The organism is Halomonas sp. 1513, assembly GCA_001971685.1.
Lineage (GTDB): Bacteria > Pseudomonadota > Gammaproteobacteria > Pseudomonadales > Halomonadaceae > Franzmannia.
Genome location: CP019326.1, coordinates 2685156 through 2702131, shown reverse-complemented (window position 1 = coordinate 2702131; position 16976 = coordinate 2685156). Strand labels below are relative to the sequence as shown.

Below are 16976 nucleotides of genomic sequence, written 5' to 3'. Positions count from 1 at the left end.
CTTGTCGGTCAGAACGCTTCGAAGGCGCCCCGCACCCACTGGATGTCGAGGTCGGGTGCATGGCCGGTTACGGCGACTACATCGAAGCGGCAGGCACATGATAGCCCGTTGCGTAGCAGATAAAAACGCGCCGCCCGAATCAGGCGGCGCTGCTTGGTGGCGGTGACGAACTCCAGCGGATGGCCGTGGCGGCTGTCGGCGCGGTGCTTTACCTCAACGAACACCAGGATGTCTCCGTCGCGCATCACCAGATCCAGCTCGCCGCCCTTGGCGTGCTGGTTGCTGGCCACCAGCTGCAGGCCGCGCTGGACCAGCCAGTCGGCCACGGCACGCTCGATCTGCGCGCCGCGCTGTCGGGCGTCAGCGGGCCCGGCCATCGTCGAAGACGTTGCCGTTGCCGTTGTCGCTGTCGGCATCAGGATCCCGCAGCCGCGGGATGCCGTCGCCGAGCAGGTCATCGCGATTGATCAGCCCCATCGGAAGCTGGGGCACGCCGTTGACGAAGGTTGCCCAGGGCAGCTCGCGGTAGATGCGACCATCGCTCTCGGCGCGCAGGATGCCGGTGGCGCCCTGCACCTCGCTCCCGGAAATCGCCTGGAGCTGCGGCAGGCGGCGCGCCAGTTCGTAGGCGTCGACACCCATGGCATTGAGCTTGAACAGGGCGGGATCGTTGTCCTCGCGCAGGGCCATGAAGCTGCCGAAGAACGGCACGGCGTTGTCGCCGCCGACGGCGGCTTGGGGAATCAGCCACGGAATATCGGGGAACTGCACGTCATCCAGGTCATGGTCGATGCGCGGCTGGGGACGACCCTCGTAGAGATGCGAGGTGGCGTAGATCGGCAGATTGCTGGCGTAATAGAAGTCCAGCATCGGCGGCACCTGGCGGGCGTAGCTGGGGAGTGCCAGCAGGAACATCATATCGACGTTGCCGAGCTGGGCGCGTTCGCCGCTGACGCTGAGCAGCGGGCGCACGGCGCCGGCCACCGAGCCGCCGGGCTCATAGCGTACCGCCGAGGTGACGCTGCCGCCCTGGCGTTCCCACTCATGGCGGAAGGCGTTGCCGACGCGCTCGCCCCAGTCGTTGTCGGGTACCAGTATGGCGCTGCGCCGGTGGCCGTCGAGGTAAGCACGGCGTGCCGCCTGGCGCGCCTCGTCTTCCGCGGAAAGCCCATACTGGAAGAGGTTCTCGGCGTTGTTGCGCTCGCCGTAGCCGTAGTTCAGGGCCAGGGTCGGCAGCGGCACGCTGTCGCGATTCTCGAGCTGGGTGACCTGATCCTTGTCGAGGGGACCGATCACCACCTGGGCACCGGCCATGTTGGCCTCGGCGTAGAGTGCCTGAAGGTCGCCGCTGCTGGCGTCGATGAAGGTGATCTGCGGTGTCGTTTCGCCGTTGTCCCCGGCGTCCCGATGGCGGGCCTGTATGCCGCGGCGGATCTGTTCGGCGACATCGGCCAGCGGGCCGGACTCCGGCAGCAGCACGGCGATGCGCCGCACGTCCTGGTCGCGCAGTTCGCGCAGCTCGGTCAGCTCGCTGGGCGGGCGTCGCGCCGCGGGATGATTGGCGTTGCGTTCACGCCAGTTATTGAAGCGGTCGAGGAAGCGGGTGATGTCGCCGCCGCTCTGCTGCTGCAGGTCGATGACCTCGAGCCAGCCGGCGGTGAGGGGGGTGGGATCCTCGCCGAGGGCCGCCAGCTCCTGACGGTTGAGGCGCGTCAACTGGCGCCAGATATCATCGTTGAGCACTGGGTTGTCGGTGTCGGCTTGCACCCTCAAGAGCACTCGCGACGAGGCCAGCGGTTCGCCGATGCGCCCCAGCGACAGGCCTTGGCGATAGCGCAGCGCGTTGCGGTCGTCACGCTCCATGTCGATATCCTCGTCGAGGATGCTGGCTGCCTGCAGGACGCTGGAATCCTCCTCGAGGTCGTAGGCCAGGCCGGACAGCAGGACCGCCCAGCGTACCCGCTGGGCGTCCTCGAGCAGGCTGTCGTCGAGGCGCTCTGCGACCTCGAAGGCCTGCGCCTCGTCACCACGCCGTGCTAGGATGTCGGCCGCTTCCAGGCGCGTCGCGGCGGCCTCGGAAGGCGGCTGGTCGGCGGCGCGCTCGAGCAGGGTCTCCGGCTCGGGGTCGGTGATTCTGTCGACCACGCCGGTCGGCGCGGCACAGCCTGCGACCGCCAGCGCCAGCAGGGCGGCAAGCAGCAGGCTGCGAGGCGATTTGTCCATAAATCCTATTCCCTTGTCTGGGTCCTGTTGAGAGGTACCGGTATGTCTGACTCAGCTTACGGTGCATTGTACGTGGTCGCCACGCCGATTGGGAATCTCGACGACCTCTCCCCGCGGGCGGCACGGCTGCTCGGCGAGGTGGCAGTGATCGCCGCAGAGGATACCCGCCACAGTGCTCGTCTGCTGCGTCACCTGGGCCTCGAGCGGCCGATGCTGTCGCTGCATGAGCACAATGAAGCGGCGCGGGTGACGCAGCTTGCCGAGCGCCTGATGGCCGGCGACGACGTGGCCTTGATCAGCGACGCCGGCACGCCGCTGATCTGTGATCCGGGCTTCGTGCTGGTGCGCGAACTGCGCGACGCCGGCCATCGCATCGTGCCGGTGCCGGGCCCTTGTGCGCTGGTGGCGGGGCTCAGCGCGGCGGGGCTGCCCACCGATCGCTTTACCTTCATCGGCTTTCTGCCGGCCAAATCGGCGGCCCGGCGGGCGCGTCTCGAGGGGCTGGCTGGGCGTGACGAGACGCTGGTCTGCTATGAATCGCCGCACCGTATCCGTGACACCCTCGCCGACCTCGCAGCGGTGCTGGGGGAGCGCCGCGTGGTGCTGGCGCGTGAGTTGACCAAGACCTTCGAGACCTTTCTCGACGGCAGTGCCGAGAGGTTGCTGGCGCGCATGCAGGAGGACCCGGACCAGGCCCGCGGCGAGTTCGTGGTGATGATCGGCGGCGCGCCGCCGCGGGAGGAAGCCGACCAGGCGTTGCTCGAGGCCGATCAGCTGCTCGCTGCGCTGCTCGCCGAAGGGGTCGGCGTCAAGCAGGCCGCCTCGGTGGCGACGCGGGTGCTGGGCGGCGCCAAGAAATCCTGGTATGCACGGGCCCAGGCGCTCAAGGATGCCGGCTGAGTTTTTTTTCAGAGCATCGGCATCGCTCGGGGCTGATCCGGGAGCTGGCCTTCGAGGAGGCGCTGTAAACCCATCCCTGGGCGCTACCTTGCGCCCTGCTGCGCTCTCGCATCCTGCTCCGCTTGCAGGACCGGTGCTGGCCATCCTTGGCCAGCCCGTTCGGAGGAATCCTCCTCACCCATGGCGCAAACCTCCTCTTCGGCCTGCCCCCGGCGCGCCTCGCTCAATGAGCAGCTGTGATCACTCTGAGTTTCTCTCCTGGCCGCTTGAGGGGGGGCTGGCGCGCTGTTATTCTTCCCGGCTTGGGAGTCGGCTAGACAGTCGCCGCCATCCGCACTGCTTGCAGTGCGGATGGGGGAGGAAAGTCCGGGCTCCATAGGGCAGAGTGCCAGGTAACGCCTGGGCGGCGCGAGCCGACGGCTAGTGCAGCAGAGAGTAGACCGCCTACGTCTCCTTCGGGAGGCCGGTAAGGGTGAAAGGGTGCGGTAAGAGCGCACCGCGCGCCTGGTAACAGTGCGTGGCACGGTAAACCCCACTCGGAGCAAGACCAAATAGGGACCCAATGGCGTGGCCCGCGCTGGGTCCGGGTAGGTTGCTTGAGCGCTGTGGCAACGCAGCGCCTAGAGGAATGGCTGTCCACGACAGAACCCGGCTTATCGGCTGACTCCCTCCCATTCCCATCGCTGACCGCGATTTTTTCGGCCACCCGCAGTTCCCGCATCGAGAAATTCATGTCCTCACCCGAGAATGCCGCGGCCCCGTCCTCCTATCGACACTCGAGCGTGCTGCTCGACGGCGCGGTCGAGGCGCTGGTACATGCCCGCGACGGTGTCTATCTGGATGGCACCTTCGGACGCGGCGGCCACTCGCGGGCGATCCTCGAGCGGCTCGATAGTGCCGGCCGGCTGATTGCCATCGATCGCGATCCCGAGGCGCTGGCCGCCGCCGCCAGCATCGACGACCCGCGTTTCAGCATCGAGCGCGGCGAGTTCGCGCGTCTCGGCGAGCTCGCCGCGGCCCACGGCGTGCACGGCGAGCTGGCCGGCATTCTGCTCGATATCGGCGTCTCGTCGCCGCAGCTCGACGACCCCGAGCGAGGCTTCAGCTTCCTGCGCGATGGGCCGTTGGACATGCGCATGGATCCCGACCAGGGCGAGAGTGCGGCACAGTTCCTGGCGCGTGCCGGCGAGGCCGAGATGGCCGGCGTATTCAAGGCCTATGGCGAAGAGCGCTACGCCAAGCGGCTGGCGCGGGCGATCATCGCCCGCCGCGGCGAACGGCCCTTCACCCGCACCGCGGATCTCGCCGAGGTGGTCAAGGCGGCGCACCCGGCGTGGGAGAAGCACAAGCATCCTGCCACGCGGGTGTTCCAGGCGCTGCGTATCCAGGTCAACGGCGAGCTGGAGCAGCTCGATGCGGCCCTGGCGGCGGCGCTGGAGGCGCTGGCGCCAGGGGGGCACCTGGTGGTCATCAGCTTTCACTCGCTGGAGGACCGGCGGGTCAAGCGCTTCATTCGCGATCATGTGCGCGGCGACACCCATTTGCCCCGCGGCATGCCGATCCGCGATGATCAGTTGGAACGTCGTCTCGAAGCGCTGGGCAAGGCACGCCGCGCCAGTGCCGACGAGGTCGACGACAATCCCCGGGCGCGCAGTGCCGTACTGCGCGCCGCGCGCAAGCGGAGCTAGGGGCAGGCGATGAGTCAGGGGCGTAAGCGGTTTGCCGGGCTGTCGGGATGGCGTCAACGGCTGAACCTGGTGGTTGTGACGACACTGGTACTGGCCACGCTGGCCAGCGCCATGGCGGTGATTGCCTCCAGCCATCTGACCCGTGCCCAATATGCTCGCTTGCAGCAGCTCGAGCGCGAGCAGAATCAGCTGCAGACCGAGTGGGGCCAGCTGCTGCTGGAGGAGAGTGCCTGGTCGTCCCCGGCGCGCATCGAGCGCCTGGCCATCGAGCGACTCGACATGCGCCTGCCCGATGTCAATGAGGTCGAGGTAATCCGCCCATGAGAGCCGATCCGCAAGATGCCGTGACGCGGCGTCGGCCCCCGCCCACCGATCCGCTGGGTAGCGGCCGCTACATCCTGATGGTGGCGCTGGTGCTGATCGGCCTGGGCCTGCTTGCGGTGCGCATCGTCAATCTGCATGTCATCGATCGCCCCTTCCTGCAGGGGCAGGGGGACGCCCGTACCCTGCGCACTGACACCATCCCCGCTCACCGCGGCATGATCGTCGACCGCAACGGCGAGCCGCTGGCCATCTCCACACCGGTGGTGAGCCTGTGGGTCAATCCCCAGGAGTTGCCGGAAGACACCATCCAGCGCCTGATGCTCTCCCAGGCGCTGGGGACCGACCTTGAACAGCTCAACCAGCGTCTCGAGCGCTTCAGTGAACGCGAGTTCATGTATCTGCGGCGCATGCTGACGCCCGACGACGCCCAGCGCGTGCTCGACCTGCGCCTGCCCGGGGTCTATGGGCAGAACGAGTACCGCCGCTACTATCCGGCCGGCGAAGTGGCCGCCCAGCTGCTCGGCGTGACCAACGTCGACGACCAGGGGCAGGAGGGGCTGGAGCTGGCCTACCAGCCCTACCTGGCCGGCACGCCCGGCCAGCGGCGTGTGCTCAAGGACCGTCGCGGTCGCCTGGTGCGCGATCTGCAGCTGCTGCGCGAGGCGCGCCCCGGCGGCGACCTGACGCTGGCCATCGATCAGCGGCTGCAGTACATGGCCTACCGCGAACTCAAGGCAGCGGTCACCGAGCACGGCGCCGACGGCGGTAGCCTGGTGATGATGGATGCGCGTACCGGGGAGGTGCTGGCGATGGCCAACCAGCCCTCCTACAACCCCAACAATCGCGCCGGCATCGACCCGCGCGGGCTGCGTAACCAGGCCATCGTCGACGTCTTCGAGCCGGGCTCGGTGATGAAACCGCTGGCCATGGCCGCGGCGCTGGAGAGCGGCGAGTATCGGCGTGATACGGTGATCGACACCTCGCCGGGCTGGATGCGCATCGACCGCTTCACGATTCGCGATTTCCGCAACTACGGCGAGCTGGATCTTGCCGAAATCCTCGAGAAGTCATCGAATATCGGCATGTCGCGCATCGTGCTCGAACTCAACGAGACGGCAGTGCCCGACAAGTATCGCCAATTGGGTTTCGGCCAGAGCCCCGAGACCGGCTATCCCGGCGAATCCACCGGCACCTTGCCGGCGCCGACGCGCTGGTCGCGTAGCCAGCGTGCGGCGCTCTCCTACGGCTACGGCATGTCGGTGTCGACCCTGCAGCTGGCCAGCGCCTATACCGCCATTGCCAACCAGGGCGAGCGGCTTGCGCCATCGCTGTTGAAGCTCGAGCAGCCGCCGACCAGCAACCCGGCCATCGACCCGGCCGTGGCTTACGACCTGCTGCGGATCATGGAGGAGTCGGTGCAGCCCACCACCGGTGGGCGGCGCGCGGCCGTGCCCGGCTATCGCGTCGCCGGCAAGACCGGCACGGTACGCAAGACCGCCGCCGGCGGCTATGCCGAAGACGCCTATCGCAGCGTATTTGCCGGGATCGCCCCGGTCTCCGAACCGCGTATCGTCACGGTGGTGATGATCGATCACCCCCGCGGCGGGGAGTATTACGGTGGCGCGGTGGCTGCCCCGGTATTCTCGCGGGTGGTCGGCAGCGCACTGCGGCTGCTCGACGTGCCGCCGGACCAGCGTCGCGAGCCGGCCGAGGTCGATCAGCAAAGCCTCGAACCCATTCCCCCCTGACAAGGACAGCAGATGCAGGTCGATCGCCAACGCTTGACGCATGCGCTGAGCAGCCGCTGGCCGGATGCCGACATGGCGCCCTTGCCCGCCGCCAGGGAGCTGCGTCTGGAACTCGACAGCCGACGCCTGATGGCGGGCGATATTTTCGTGGCGTTGCCCGGGGTCAGCGCCGACGGGCGCGACTTCGTCGAGAGCGCACTCGCCGCAGGCGTCGCCACGGTGCTCTACCACCTCGACGACGGCGAATCGCCGCCGCCGGACCCGCGCGTGCTGGGGCTGCCCGGGCTCAAGGCGCAGCTCGGTGCGCTGGGGCGCGAACTGTTCGGTGTGCCGGATCAACTGCAGCTGATCGGCGTCACCGGCACCAATGGCAAGAGTTCGGTGACGCACTACATCGCCGAGCTCAGCGAGGCGCTGGGGCGCACCTGCGGCGTGATTGGCACCCTCGGCAACGGGCGCGTCGGCCGTCTCGCCGACGGCGGCTTGACCACCCCGGGGCCGCTGGCGCTGCAGGCGTCGCTGGCCGAGATCGCCGGCCAGGATGTGACGCGAGTGGCCATGGAGGTTTCGTCCCACGCCCTCGACCAGGGCCGCCTGGCCGGATGCCGTGTGGCGGCGGGGGTGTTCACCAATCTGAGTCGTGACCACCTCGACTACCACCCCAGCATGGCGGCCTACGCCGCGGCCAAGGCCCAGCTGTTCAAGCGTGACGAACTCGAGTTGGCGGTGGTCAACGCCGACGATCCGCTGGCGCGGCTGATGCTGGCCGGGATCTCGGAGCACGTGCGGGTGCTGGCCTGCGGGGAGGACGAGGCGACCACGCTGCGGGTTGTCGAGTGGCTGCCGCATGCCACCGGTCAGCGTGCGCTGATCGCTACCCCGCTGGGGGAGCGGGTGCTGGCGCTGGGCCTGATGGGGCGCTTCAATCTCGACAACGTGCTGCTGGCCATTGCCACGCTCTACGGCTTGGGTGACGACCTCGATGCGCTGCTCGCCGCCGCCGAGTCGCTGGCGCCGGTGCCGGGTCGCATGCAGCGGCTAACGGCTCCCGGCGGGCCGAGCGTGGTGATCGATTACGCTCACACCCCGGACGCCCTCGATAATGCCCTGCGCGCGCTGCGCGCCCACCTCGGCGAGACGGCGACCCTGTGGTGCCTGTTCGGCTGCGGCGGCGATCGCGACCCCGGCAAGCGGCCGCTGATGGGCAAGGTGGCCGAAGTCCACGCCGGCCGTATCGTCATCACCGATGACAATCCGCGTGGCGAAGCGCCGGCGACGATTCGCGCGGCGATCCGTGCCGGGCTCGCTGCGCCCGACGCCGACGGGGTATGGGAGATTGACGGCCGCCGCGAGGCGATTGCTCGCACGCTGGCCGCGGCCGAGCCCGAGGACATCGTGCTGATCGCCGGCAAGGGTCACGAGACCTACCAGGAGGTGGCCGGCGTGCGCCACGCCTTCAGCGACCTGGCCGAAGCCGAGGCCGGGCTGGCCAGACGGAGTGTCGGGACATGAAGCATCTGGGCTTGAATAGCCTCGGCGAGGTGGCGCAAGCGCTGGGCGTGGCGGCGCCGGCAGAGGCGTCATGCAGGCTCGACACGATCACCACCGACACCCGTGCGCTGGGCGCCGATGCGCTGTTCGTGGCGCTGCGCGGCGAACGCTTCGACGGCCACGACTTCCTGGCCCAGGCGCGCGCCGCGGGTGCCGCAGCGGCGGTGGTCGAGCACCCGGTGGACGATCCGCTGCCGCAGCTGGTGGTGAGCGATACTCGCCTGGCGCTCGGGCTGCTCGGCCTGGCGCGGCGGCGCGCCTGGGGGCAGGCCAGTGCCGGGCGACTGGCGGCGATTACCGGCAACAGCGGCAAGACCTCGGTCAAGGAGATGCTGGCCACGCTGCTCTCCCAGCGCGGGGCGACCCTGGCCACCCGCGGCAACCTCAACAACGACATCGGCGCGCCGCTGACGCTGCTCGAGCTGCGCAGCGAGCATCGCCAGGCGGTGGTCGAGCTGGGCGCCAACCATCTCGGCGAGATCGCCTGGACTACCTCGCTGGCGTGTCCTGATGTGGCGGTGATCACCAACGTCACCGGCGCCCATGTCGGCGAGTTCGGCGGCATGGGGCAGATCGCCCAGGCCAAGGCAGAGATTCTCGCCGGACTGGGGCCTGACGGCGTGGCCGTGCTCAACCGCGACGACCGCTTCTATCCAGTGTGGCGGCAACTGGCCGGCGAGCGAGAGGTGATGGACGTAAGCCTCGAGCACGGCCGGGCGCGGGTGTGTGCCGGGGCGCTGGCCTGTGACGAGCTGGGGCGCTATGCTTTCACGCTGTCGTTCGATGGCCGTGAGCTGGGTCGCGTACAGCTTGCGCTGCTGGGGCGCCATAGCGTGGGCAACGCGCTGTTGGCGGCGGCAGCGGCCCTGGCCATGGGACTCGATGACGGGGCGGTGCTCGCCGGACTCGCGGCGGTGGCGCCGATGCCGGGTCGCATGGCCGTGGTCGAGGGGCTGCGCGGCACACGGCTGATCGACGATACCTATAACGCCAACCCCGGCGCGGTCATGGCGGCGCTGGATGCGCTGGCCGACATGCCGGGGCCCCGCTGGTGCCTGCTGGGTGCCATGGGAGAGTTGGGAGAGGCGTCCGCGCGGCTGCATGCCGAGGTCGGGCGCCATGCGCAGGAGAAGGGGATCGATTTTCTTGGCACCACCGGTGACGCCGCGCGCGAGGCTGCGACGGCCTGCGGCGCTGCCGGCTGCCATTTCGACGACTGGGAGGCGCTGGCGCGCCATGCCCACAACCATCTGCCGCCAGGGGCCAGCGTGCTGGTCAAGGGCTCGCGCAGTGCCGGCATGGAACGCGTGATTGCCGTCCTGCGCGCTGATGCATCAAGGTGAACGCGACACATGCTGCTTTATCTGGCCAATTTTCTGGCGCAATTCCAGAGCGCCTTCAACGTTTTCAACTACCTCACCCTGCGCATGATCCTGGGGACCATCACGGCGCTGATGCTGTGCCTGTGGCTGGGGCCGGTGATGATCCGCCGGCTGGTCGAGCGACAGATCGGCCAGGCGGTGCGCGACGACGGCCCTCAGTCGCACCTGTCCAAGGCCGGCACTCCGACCATGGGCGGGGCGATGATCCTGATGGCGATCGCCGTCAGCACCCTGCTGTGGGGCGACCTCGCCAACCACTACGTATGGATCGTGCTCGGCGTTACCCTGGGCTTCGGGGCCATCGGCTGGGTGGATGATTTCCGCAAGGTCGTGGAAAAGAACCCACGCGGCCTGCCGGCGCGCTGGAAGTATTTCTGGCAGTCGGTGATCGGCCTGGCGGCGGCGGTGCTGCTGTATACCACCGCCGCCAGCCCGGTGGAGACCAGCCTGATCGTGCCGCTGTTCAAGGACGTGGTGGTGCCGATGGGCGTGTTCTTCATCGTGCTGACCTACTTCGTGATCGTGGGCAGCTCCAATGCGGTCAACCTCACCGACGGCCTCGATGGCCTGGCGATCATGCCCACCGTGCTGGTGGCCATGGGCCTGGCGGTGTTCGCCTACGCCAGCGGCAACGCGGTCTTCGCCAACTACCTACAGATTCCGATGATTCCCGGCGCCGGCGAGCTGGCGGTGTTCTGCGCCACCATTGCCGGTGCCGGGCTGGGTTTCCTGTGGTTCAACACCTATCCCGCTCAGGTCTTCATGGGCGACGTCGGCGCGCTGGCGCTGGGCGCGGCGCTGGGCGTGGTGGCGGTGATCGTGCGCCAGGAGATCGTGCTGTTCATCATGGGTGGGGTGTTCGTGATGGAGACGGTGTCGGTGATCCTGCAGGTCGGCTCCTACAAATTGACCGGCCGGCGGATCTTCCGCATGGCGCCGCTGCATCACCATTTCGAACTCAAGGGCTGGCCGGAGCCGCGGGTCATCGTGCGTTTCTGGATCATCACCGTGGTGCTGGTACTGGTCGGCCTGGCCACCTTGAAGGTGCGCTGAGGTGGCTCACATGGCTGAACCGATCGTAGTGCCGCCGGGCATGACCCTGGTGGTGGGGCTGGGCATCTCGGGGCGGGCGATCTGCCGGCATCTGAGCCGCCAGGGGGTCGCCTACATGGTCGCCGATACCCGTTCGGCGCCGCCCGGGCTCGACGATTTCCACGCCGCCCACCCGGGCGTCGAGATCTACTGCGGGCCGCTCACCGGCCTCGACCTACGCCAGGTCGAGGAGGTGGTGCTGAGTCCCGGGGTCGACCCCGCCACGCCGGGGCTCGCCGAGCTGGCCGGACGCACCCGGGCGGCCACCGGCGAGCCGCTGGTGGTGGGTGAGATCGCACTGTTCGTGCGCGCTGCCCGGGCGCCGATCGCCGCCATCACCGGCTCCAATGCCAAGTCCACCGTGACCACCCTGCTGGGCGAGATGGCGCGCGAGGCGGGGTGTCGCGTGGCGGTGGGGGGCAATCTCGGCACCCCGGCGCTGGACCTGCTGCATGACACCCCGGATGCCGACCTCTACGTGCTCGAGCTGTCGAGCTTTCAGCTCGAGACCACGCCGTGCTTGGGGGCCGAGACCTGCGCTTTTCTTAACCTCTGCGAGGATCATCTCGATCGCCACGGCGACCTCGACGGCTACCGCCGCGCCAAGCAGGGCATCTTTCGTGGCGCCCGGCACGCGGTGGTCAATGGCGATGATCCCATGACCTGGCCGCTGGATGCGCCGCCGCCGCTGCTCGAGCGCTTCACCGTAGCGGCGCCGGCCGAGGACGAGTGGGGCATTGCCAGCCACGACGACGGCCGCGGGGCACAAGCCTGGCTGATGCAGGGCGACCGCCCGCTGTTGGCGGCGGGTGAGGTGCACCTGCGCGGGCGCCACCACCAGGCCAATGCGCTGGCAGCGCTGGCGATGGGGGCGCGGCTCGATCTGCCGCTGGATGCCATGTGCGATGTGCTGATGCGCTTTACCGGCCTGGCGCATCGCGGCGAGGTGATCGCCGAGTGGCAGGGAGTCGCCTGGATCAACGACTCCAAGGGCACCAATGTGGGCGCCACGCTGGCAGCGATCGCCGGGCTCGGGCCGACCCTCGACGGTAAATTGATTCTACTGGCCGGCGGCGTCGGCAAGGGCGCCGATTTCAGTCCCCTGCGCGCCCCTCTCGCCGAGCACGCGCGTGCTGCGGTGCTCTTCGGTATCGACGGCGAGCGCATGGCACGCAGCCTGCGGGGGGCGCTGCCGGTTCACTCGGTGGCGAACCTGGACGAGGCGATGACGCTGGCCGCGACGCTGGCGATGCCCGGCGACTGCGTGCTGCTGTCGCCGGCCTGTGCCAGCTTCGACCAGTTTGCCAACTACCAGGAGCGCGGCGACCAGTTTCGACGCTGGGTGCTGGCCCGACAGGCGGAGGCGGAGGCATGAAGGCAGGCACCAGGGCGCGTGGCGTGGCGGCACGTTTCTCCACCGCAGAGCAGCCGTTCGACGGCTGGCTGCTGCTGGCGTCGCTGTCGCTGCTGCTGATTGGCTGGGTGATGGTCACCTCCGCCTCCACCGAGGTGGCCTCGAGCCTGACCGGCAATCCCTATTACTTCAGTATTCGCCACGGCATCTTCGTGCTGATGGCGCTGGGGGCCGGCATCGGGGTGTCGCGGGTGCCGCTGGTGTGGTGGAAGGTCAATGGCCCGCTGCTGCTGTTGATCGGCATCGCGCTGCTGGCGCTGGTGCTGATCTTCGGCCGCGAGATCAACGGCAGCAAGCGCTGGCTGTCGCTGCCCGGCGTGCCCTTCAACCTGCAGGCCTCGGAGGTGACCAAGCTGTGCCTGATCGCCTACATGGCCGGCTACCTGGAGCGCTTTCTGGCCGAGGTGCGACAGCACTGGGGCGCCTTCCTGCGCCCGCTGCTGGTGGTGGCGGTAATCGCGCTGCTGCTGATCCTGGCGCCCGACTACGGCGCGGTAGTGGTAATGACCGGCTGCGTGATGGGCATGCTGCTGATGGCCGGCGCGCCGCTGTGGCGCTTCGGGCTGCTGCTGCTGGTGGTCGGGGTGCTGGGCTTCTATGTCGCGATTGCCGAGCCCTATCGCCTGGCGCGCCTGACCAGCTTTGCCGACCCCTGGGCCGACCAGTTCGCCAGCGGCTATCAGCTGACCCAGGCGCTGATCGCCTTCGGCCGGGGACACTGGCTGGGGCTGGGGCTGGGTAACAGCGTGCAGAAGCTCTTCTATCTGCCCGAGGCGCACACCGACTTCGTGTTTGCCGTGTTGGCCGAGGAGCTCGGCCTGTTCGGTGCCATTGCGGTGGTCGGACTGTTTGCCCTGCTGGTGTTTCGTGCCCTCAAGATCGGCCGTCGCGCGGAGCTGGCACGACTGCCGTTTGCCGCCTACCTCAGCTATGGCATCGCGCTGGTGATCGGCTCTCAGGCATTCATCAACATTGCGGTGAGCACCGGGATGCTGCCGACCAAGGGGCTGACGCTGCCGCTGCTCAGCTACGGTGGGTCTAGCCTGCTGGTCAGTGCGGTCATGATCGGCCTGCTGATGCGCGTCGATCGCGAGACGCGGCGTGCCGAACGGCGCGCCCAACCCACCGCCCCGCGGGCGCGTAGCGACGCCGGGGTGCGATCCACAGGAGTCGCCAAGTGAGCCAGCGTTTTCCCCGACGTGTTCTGATCATGGCCGGCGGCACCGGCGGGCACGTGATCCCGGCGCTGTCGCTGGCACGTGGCCTGGCTGCCAAGGATGTCCACGTCGAGTGGCTGGGCAGCCCGCGCGGCATCGAAAACCGTCTGGTGCCCGAGGCCGGTATCCCGCTGCATCACATCGACATTGCCGGTCTGCGCGGCAATGGCGCCAGCGGATGGCTGCAGGCACCGTGGCGGCTGCTGCGTGCCATTGCCCAGGCGCGGGCTGTCATCCGCCGGCTGGACCCGCAATTGGTGGTGGGGCTGGGCGGCTTCGCCAGTGGGCCCGGCGGGCTGGCGGCGTGGCTGATGCGCCGTCCGCTGATCATCCACGAGCAGAACGCCGTGGCCGGCATGACCAACAAGGCGCTGTCGCGGTTGGCGCGGCGTGTCTATGCCGCCTTTCCCCAGGCCTTCGGCGGCCGCGCGGAGGTGCTGGGTAACCCGGTGCGTGAGGAGATCGCGGCGCTGGGTGCACAGCCGCGCAGCGCCGCGACGATGGCCCAGCGGCCGCTACGGCTGCTGGTGGTGGGCGGCTCGCTGGGCGCCCAGGCGCTCAACCAGTGTCTGCCGACGGCGCTGGCCCGGCTGTCGGCGGAGCAGCGTCCGGCGCTGCATCATCAGGCCGGGCGCGACAAGGCCGAGGCGACCCGCCAGGCCTACGCCGATGTCGGGGTGAGTGCCGAAGTCAGCGAATTCATCGATGACATGGCGGCCGCCTATGACTGGGCCGACCTGGTCGTGTGTCGTGCCGGCGCACTGACCGTGGCCGAGCTGGCCGCCGCCGCCAAGCCTGCGCTGTTCGTGCCGTTCCCCCATGCGGTAGATGATCATCAAACCGCCAACGCCCAGGCGCTGGTGGATGCCGGGGCCGCCGAGCTGATGCCCCAGGCGACCCTGACCCCCGATTCCCTGGCCGCGCGCCTGCCGGTGCTATTGGACCCCGAGACGCTTGCCGCCATGGCCGTGCGGGCGCGAGGCGAAGCGCGCCTCGACGCCATCGAACGGCTGGTGGCCGGCTGCATGGAGACTGCTTTTGACTGATATCAACGCCACTCAAGCGACCGCCGCTGGCCTCGGCATGCGGCGGATTCGACGCATTCATTTCGTGGGGATCGGCGGTGCCGGCATGTGCGGTATTGCCGAAGTGCTGGCCAACCAGGGCTACCAGGTGAGCGGCAGCGACCTCAAGGCCTCCAGCGTGATCGAGCATCTGCGTGGCTGCGGGGTCGAGGTGTGCATCGGCCATCACCAGCGCCATGCCGAGGGCGCCGACGTGGTGGTGGTGTCCACCGCGGTGGATGCCAGCAACCCCGAGATCCGCTGGGCTCACGATCACCGTGTGCCGGTGGTGCGGCGTGCCGAGATGCTCGCCGAGCTGATGCGCTTTCGCCACGGTATCGCGGTGGCCGGTACCCACGGCAAGACCACCACCACCAGCATGACCGCCACGCTGCTGGCCGAGGCCGGGCTCGATCCGACCTTCGTGATCGGCGGCAAGCTGACCAGCGCCGGCACCAATGCGCGCCTCGGCGAGGGCGACTATCTGGTGGCCGAGGCCGACGAGTCGGACGCCTCCTTCCTGCATCTGCAGCCGATGGTGTCCATCGTCACCAACATCGATGCCGACCATATGGCCACCTACGGCGGCGATTTCGAGCGCCTCAAGAGCACCTTCATCGAGTTTCTGCACAACCTGCCGTTCTACGGCCTGGCGATCCTGTGCATCGATGATGACAATGTGCGCGGGTTGCTCGACGACGTACATCGCCAGTTCGTCACCTACGGCTTCAGCGACGATGCCGACTATCGTATCGCCGACTTCGTGCAGCAGGCCGGCGAGGTGTGTTTCACCGCCCACCGTCCCGGTGGGATGGCCCCCCTCGCCGTGCGCCTGTCCATGCCCGGTGAGCACAACGCCCTCAATGCGCTGGCGGCGATCGCCGTGGCCAGCGATGCCGGCGTCAGCGATGCGGCGATCCAGCGCGGCCTGGCTGGATTCGCCGGCGTCGGGCGGCGCTTTCAGGTGCATGGTCATTTCGCGTCGCCGGGCGGCGACGGTGAGGTGATGCTGGTCGACGACTATGGCCACCACCCCCGCGAGGTGGAGATGGTGATCCGTGCGGTGCGTGCCGGCTGGCCCCAGCGGCGGCTGGTGATGGTCTACCAGCCGCACCGCTATTCGCGTACCCGCGACCTTTATGAGGACTTCGTGCGCGTGCTCTCCGGGGTCGATACGCTGCTACTGCTCGACGTCTACAGCGCCGGCGAGTCGCCGCTGCCGGGGGCCGAAGGGCGTACCCTGGCAGGCTCGATCCGCCAGCGTGGCAAGGTCGACCCCCTGTTCGTCGCCAGTAAGTCGGAACTGCCGGGGCTGCTGGCCAACGTGCTGCGCCCCGACGATATCCTCATCACCCAAGGGGCCGGCGATGTCGGCGGAATCGCGCTGGCGCTGGCGGGGGCGCAGTTGGATATGGACAAGGTGGCGCTATGAATGATGCTTCTTTTCGCGACGCTTGCGGCCGCGTGGTGGTGCTGTTCGGTGGCCACTCCGCCGAGCGCGAGGTGTCGCTGCTGAGCGGGGCCGCGGTGCTCGCCTCGCTGCAGCGCAGTGGACTCGACGTGACCGGCTATGACCTGGCCGACGGCGGCTTGGCAGGCCTCGAGGCGCTGGCCCCGGATCGAGTCTTCATCGCCATGCACGGGCGCGGCGGCGAAGATGGCACCCTGCAGGGCGCGCTGGAGCTGCTCGGGATTCCCTACACCGGCAGCGGCGTGCTGGCCTCGTCGCTGGGGATGGACAAGCAGCGCACCAAGCAGGTGTGGCAGGCGCTGGGACTGCCCACGCCGCAGAGCGTGACCCTCGACGCGGACGCCGACTGGCAGCAAGTCTGCGAGCGGTTGGGGCTACCGCTGATCGTCAAGCCGGTGCACGAGGGATCGACCCTGGGCATCAGCATCGTCGATAGCCGTGACGCGCTGGCCACCGCCTACCGGGAAGCGGCCCGCTTCGACGCTCAGGTGATGGCCGAGCGCTTCATCCAGGGGCCGGAATATACCGTGTCGCTGCTCGGTGACGATGTCTTGCCGGCGATTCGCGTCGAGGTGCCCAGTGGCTTCTACGACTACGAGGCCAAGTATATTTCCAACACCACGCGCTATCATCTGCCGTGCGGACTCAGCGATGCCGAAGAGGCCGAGCTCGGCGAGCTGTGTCGACGCGCCTTTGCGGCCATCGGCGGCGAGGGCTGGGGGCGTGTCGACGTGATGCGCGATGCCGAGGGCCGCTTCTGGCTGCTCGAGGTCAACACCGTGCCGGGCATGACCGATCATAGCCTGGTGCCGCAGTCCGCGGCCCACGCCGGTTATGATTTCGATGCCCTGGTGCGGCGCATCCTGGCGACCACCCTCGACCCCTCCGGAGAGCACTAAGAT

14 protein-coding genes and 1 other RNA gene are annotated in these 16976 nt (G+C 68.6%); 13 read left to right on the top strand and 2 right to left on the bottom strand.

Going from position 1 to position 16976, the window contains the following annotated elements; translation table 11 throughout:
* Positions 1 to 8: 8 nt before the first annotated feature.
* Together BWR19_12210 and BWR19_12205 are read right to left on the bottom strand one after the other, a co-directional pair.
* Positions 9 to 377, bottom strand: a complete 369-nt coding sequence (locus BWR19_12210) for a YraN family protein (protein APX93635.1) — start codon at positions 375 to 377, stop codon at positions 9 to 11.
* Entirely contained in the window at positions 361 to 2223 is a 1863-nt protein-coding gene (locus BWR19_12205; GenBank protein APX93634.1) for an LppC family lipoprotein, read from the bottom strand. The genes BWR19_12210 and BWR19_12205 overlap by 17 nt, the downstream gene beginning before the upstream one ends.
* Positions 2224 to 2265: 42 nt before the next feature.
* Between BWR19_12205 and BWR19_12200 the strand changes: the two genes are divergently transcribed.
* The 13 genes from BWR19_12200 to BWR19_12140 all read left to right on the top strand — a co-directional run bounded on the left by BWR19_12200 (position 2266) and on the right by BWR19_12140 (position 16973).
* The gene (locus tag BWR19_12200; protein APX93633.1) at positions 2266 to 3123 is read left to right on the top strand and encodes a 16S rRNA (cytidine(1402)-2'-O)-methyltransferase; all 858 of its coding nucleotides are present in this window, start codon (positions 2266 to 2268) and stop codon (positions 3121 to 3123) included.
* A gap of 305 nt (positions 3124 to 3428) precedes the next feature.
* Positions 3429 to 3795, top strand: an RNA gene (gene rnpB, locus BWR19_12195) — RNase P RNA component class A.
* Between the two features lie 59 nt (positions 3796 to 3854).
* Complete coding sequence (locus BWR19_12190; protein ID APX93632.1) at positions 3855 to 4811, top strand: 16S rRNA (cytosine(1402)-N(4))-methyltransferase; 957 nt, start codon at positions 3855 to 3857, stop codon at positions 4809 to 4811.
* Between the two features lie 9 nt (positions 4812 to 4820).
* Entirely contained in the window at positions 4821 to 5135 is a 315-nt protein-coding gene (locus BWR19_12185; GenBank protein APX93631.1) for a cell division protein FtsL, read from the top strand.
* Positions 5132 to 6883 carry a cell division protein gene (locus BWR19_12180; GenBank protein ID APX93630.1) on the top strand — a complete coding sequence of 584 codons (1752 nt, stop codon included), beginning with the start codon at positions 5132 to 5134 and terminating at the stop codon, positions 6881 to 6883. The genes BWR19_12185 and BWR19_12180 overlap by 4 nt, the downstream gene beginning before the upstream one ends.
* 12 nt (positions 6884 to 6895) lie before the next feature.
* Entirely contained in the window at positions 6896 to 8395 is a 1500-nt protein-coding gene (locus BWR19_12175; GenBank protein ID APX93629.1) for a UDP-N-acetylmuramoyl-L-alanyl-D-glutamate--2,6-diaminopimelate ligase, read from the top strand.
* Complete coding sequence (locus BWR19_12170) at positions 8392 to 9777, top strand: UDP-N-acetylmuramoyl-tripeptide--D-alanyl-D-alanine ligase (GenBank protein APX93628.1); 1386 nt, start codon at positions 8392 to 8394, stop codon at positions 9775 to 9777. Before BWR19_12175 ends, BWR19_12170 begins: the two co-directional genes overlap by 4 nt.
* A 9-nt stretch (positions 9778 to 9786) precedes the next feature.
* A complete protein-coding gene (locus tag BWR19_12165; GenBank protein APX93627.1) occupies positions 9787 to 10869 on the top strand; it encodes a phospho-N-acetylmuramoyl-pentapeptide-transferase in 1083 nt (360 codons plus the stop codon).
* Between the two features lie 10 nt (positions 10870 to 10879).
* Positions 10880 to 12283 carry a UDP-N-acetylmuramoyl-L-alanine--D-glutamate ligase gene (locus BWR19_12160; GenBank protein APX93626.1) on the top strand — a complete coding sequence of 468 codons (1404 nt, stop codon included), beginning with the start codon at positions 10880 to 10882 and terminating at the stop codon, positions 12281 to 12283.
* Positions 12280 to 13503 (top strand): putative lipid II flippase FtsW, encoded by a 1224-nt coding sequence (locus BWR19_12155; protein ID APX93625.1) that lies wholly within the window; start codon positions 12280 to 12282, stop codon positions 13501 to 13503. Before BWR19_12160 ends, BWR19_12155 begins: the two co-directional genes overlap by 4 nt.
* A gap of 29 nt (positions 13504 to 13532) precedes the next feature.
* Positions 13533 to 14585 carry an undecaprenyldiphospho-muramoylpentapeptide beta-N-acetylglucosaminyltransferase gene (locus BWR19_12150; protein APX95011.1) on the top strand — a complete coding sequence of 351 codons (1053 nt, stop codon included), beginning with the start codon at positions 13533 to 13535 and terminating at the stop codon, positions 14583 to 14585.
* Between the two features lie 37 nt (positions 14586 to 14622).
* A complete protein-coding gene (locus BWR19_12145; GenBank protein APX95010.1) occupies positions 14623 to 16035 on the top strand; it encodes a UDP-N-acetylmuramate--L-alanine ligase in 1413 nt (470 codons plus the stop codon).
* Positions 16032 to 16973: a D-alanine--D-alanine ligase gene (locus tag BWR19_12140; GenBank protein ID APX93624.1), complete on the top strand. Its 942-nt coding sequence runs from the start codon at positions 16032 to 16034 to the stop codon at positions 16971 to 16973. The genes BWR19_12145 and BWR19_12140 overlap by 4 nt, the downstream gene beginning before the upstream one ends.
* The last annotated feature ends 3 nt before the right edge of the window (positions 16974 to 16976 follow it).

Coding starts and splice junctions, on each gene's coding strand:
- BWR19_12210 (APX93635.1), bottom strand. CDS start 377: ATGGCCGGGCCCGCTGACGCCCGACAGCGCGGCGCGCAGATCGAGCGT.
- BWR19_12205 (APX93634.1), bottom strand. CDS start 2,223: ATGGACAAATCGCCTCGCAGCCTGCTGCTTGCCGCCCTGCTGGCGCTG.
- BWR19_12200 (APX93633.1), top strand. CDS start 2,266: ATGTCTGACTCAGCTTACGGTGCATTGTACGTGGTCGCCACGCCGATT.
- BWR19_12190 (APX93632.1), top strand. CDS start 3,855: ATGTCCTCACCCGAGAATGCCGCGGCCCCGTCCTCCTATCGACACTCG.
- BWR19_12185 (APX93631.1), top strand. CDS start 4,821: ATGAGTCAGGGGCGTAAGCGGTTTGCCGGGCTGTCGGGATGGCGTCAA.
- BWR19_12180 (APX93630.1), top strand. CDS start 5,132: ATGAGAGCCGATCCGCAAGATGCCGTGACGCGGCGTCGGCCCCCGCCC.
- BWR19_12175 (APX93629.1), top strand. CDS start 6,896: ATGCAGGTCGATCGCCAACGCTTGACGCATGCGCTGAGCAGCCGCTGG.
- BWR19_12170 (APX93628.1), top strand. CDS start 8,392: ATGAAGCATCTGGGCTTGAATAGCCTCGGCGAGGTGGCGCAAGCGCTG.
- BWR19_12165 (APX93627.1), top strand. CDS start 9,787: ATGCTGCTTTATCTGGCCAATTTTCTGGCGCAATTCCAGAGCGCCTTC.
- BWR19_12160 (APX93626.1), top strand. CDS start 10,880: ATGGCTGAACCGATCGTAGTGCCGCCGGGCATGACCCTGGTGGTGGGG.
- BWR19_12155 (APX93625.1), top strand. CDS start 12,280: ATGAAGGCAGGCACCAGGGCGCGTGGCGTGGCGGCACGTTTCTCCACC.
- BWR19_12150 (APX95011.1), top strand. CDS start 13,533: ATGGCCGGCGGCACCGGCGGGCACGTGATCCCGGCGCTGTCGCTGGCA.
- BWR19_12145 (APX95010.1), top strand. CDS start 14,623: ATGCGGCGGATTCGACGCATTCATTTCGTGGGGATCGGCGGTGCCGGC.
- BWR19_12140 (APX93624.1), top strand. CDS start 16,032: ATGAATGATGCTTCTTTTCGCGACGCTTGCGGCCGCGTGGTGGTGCTG.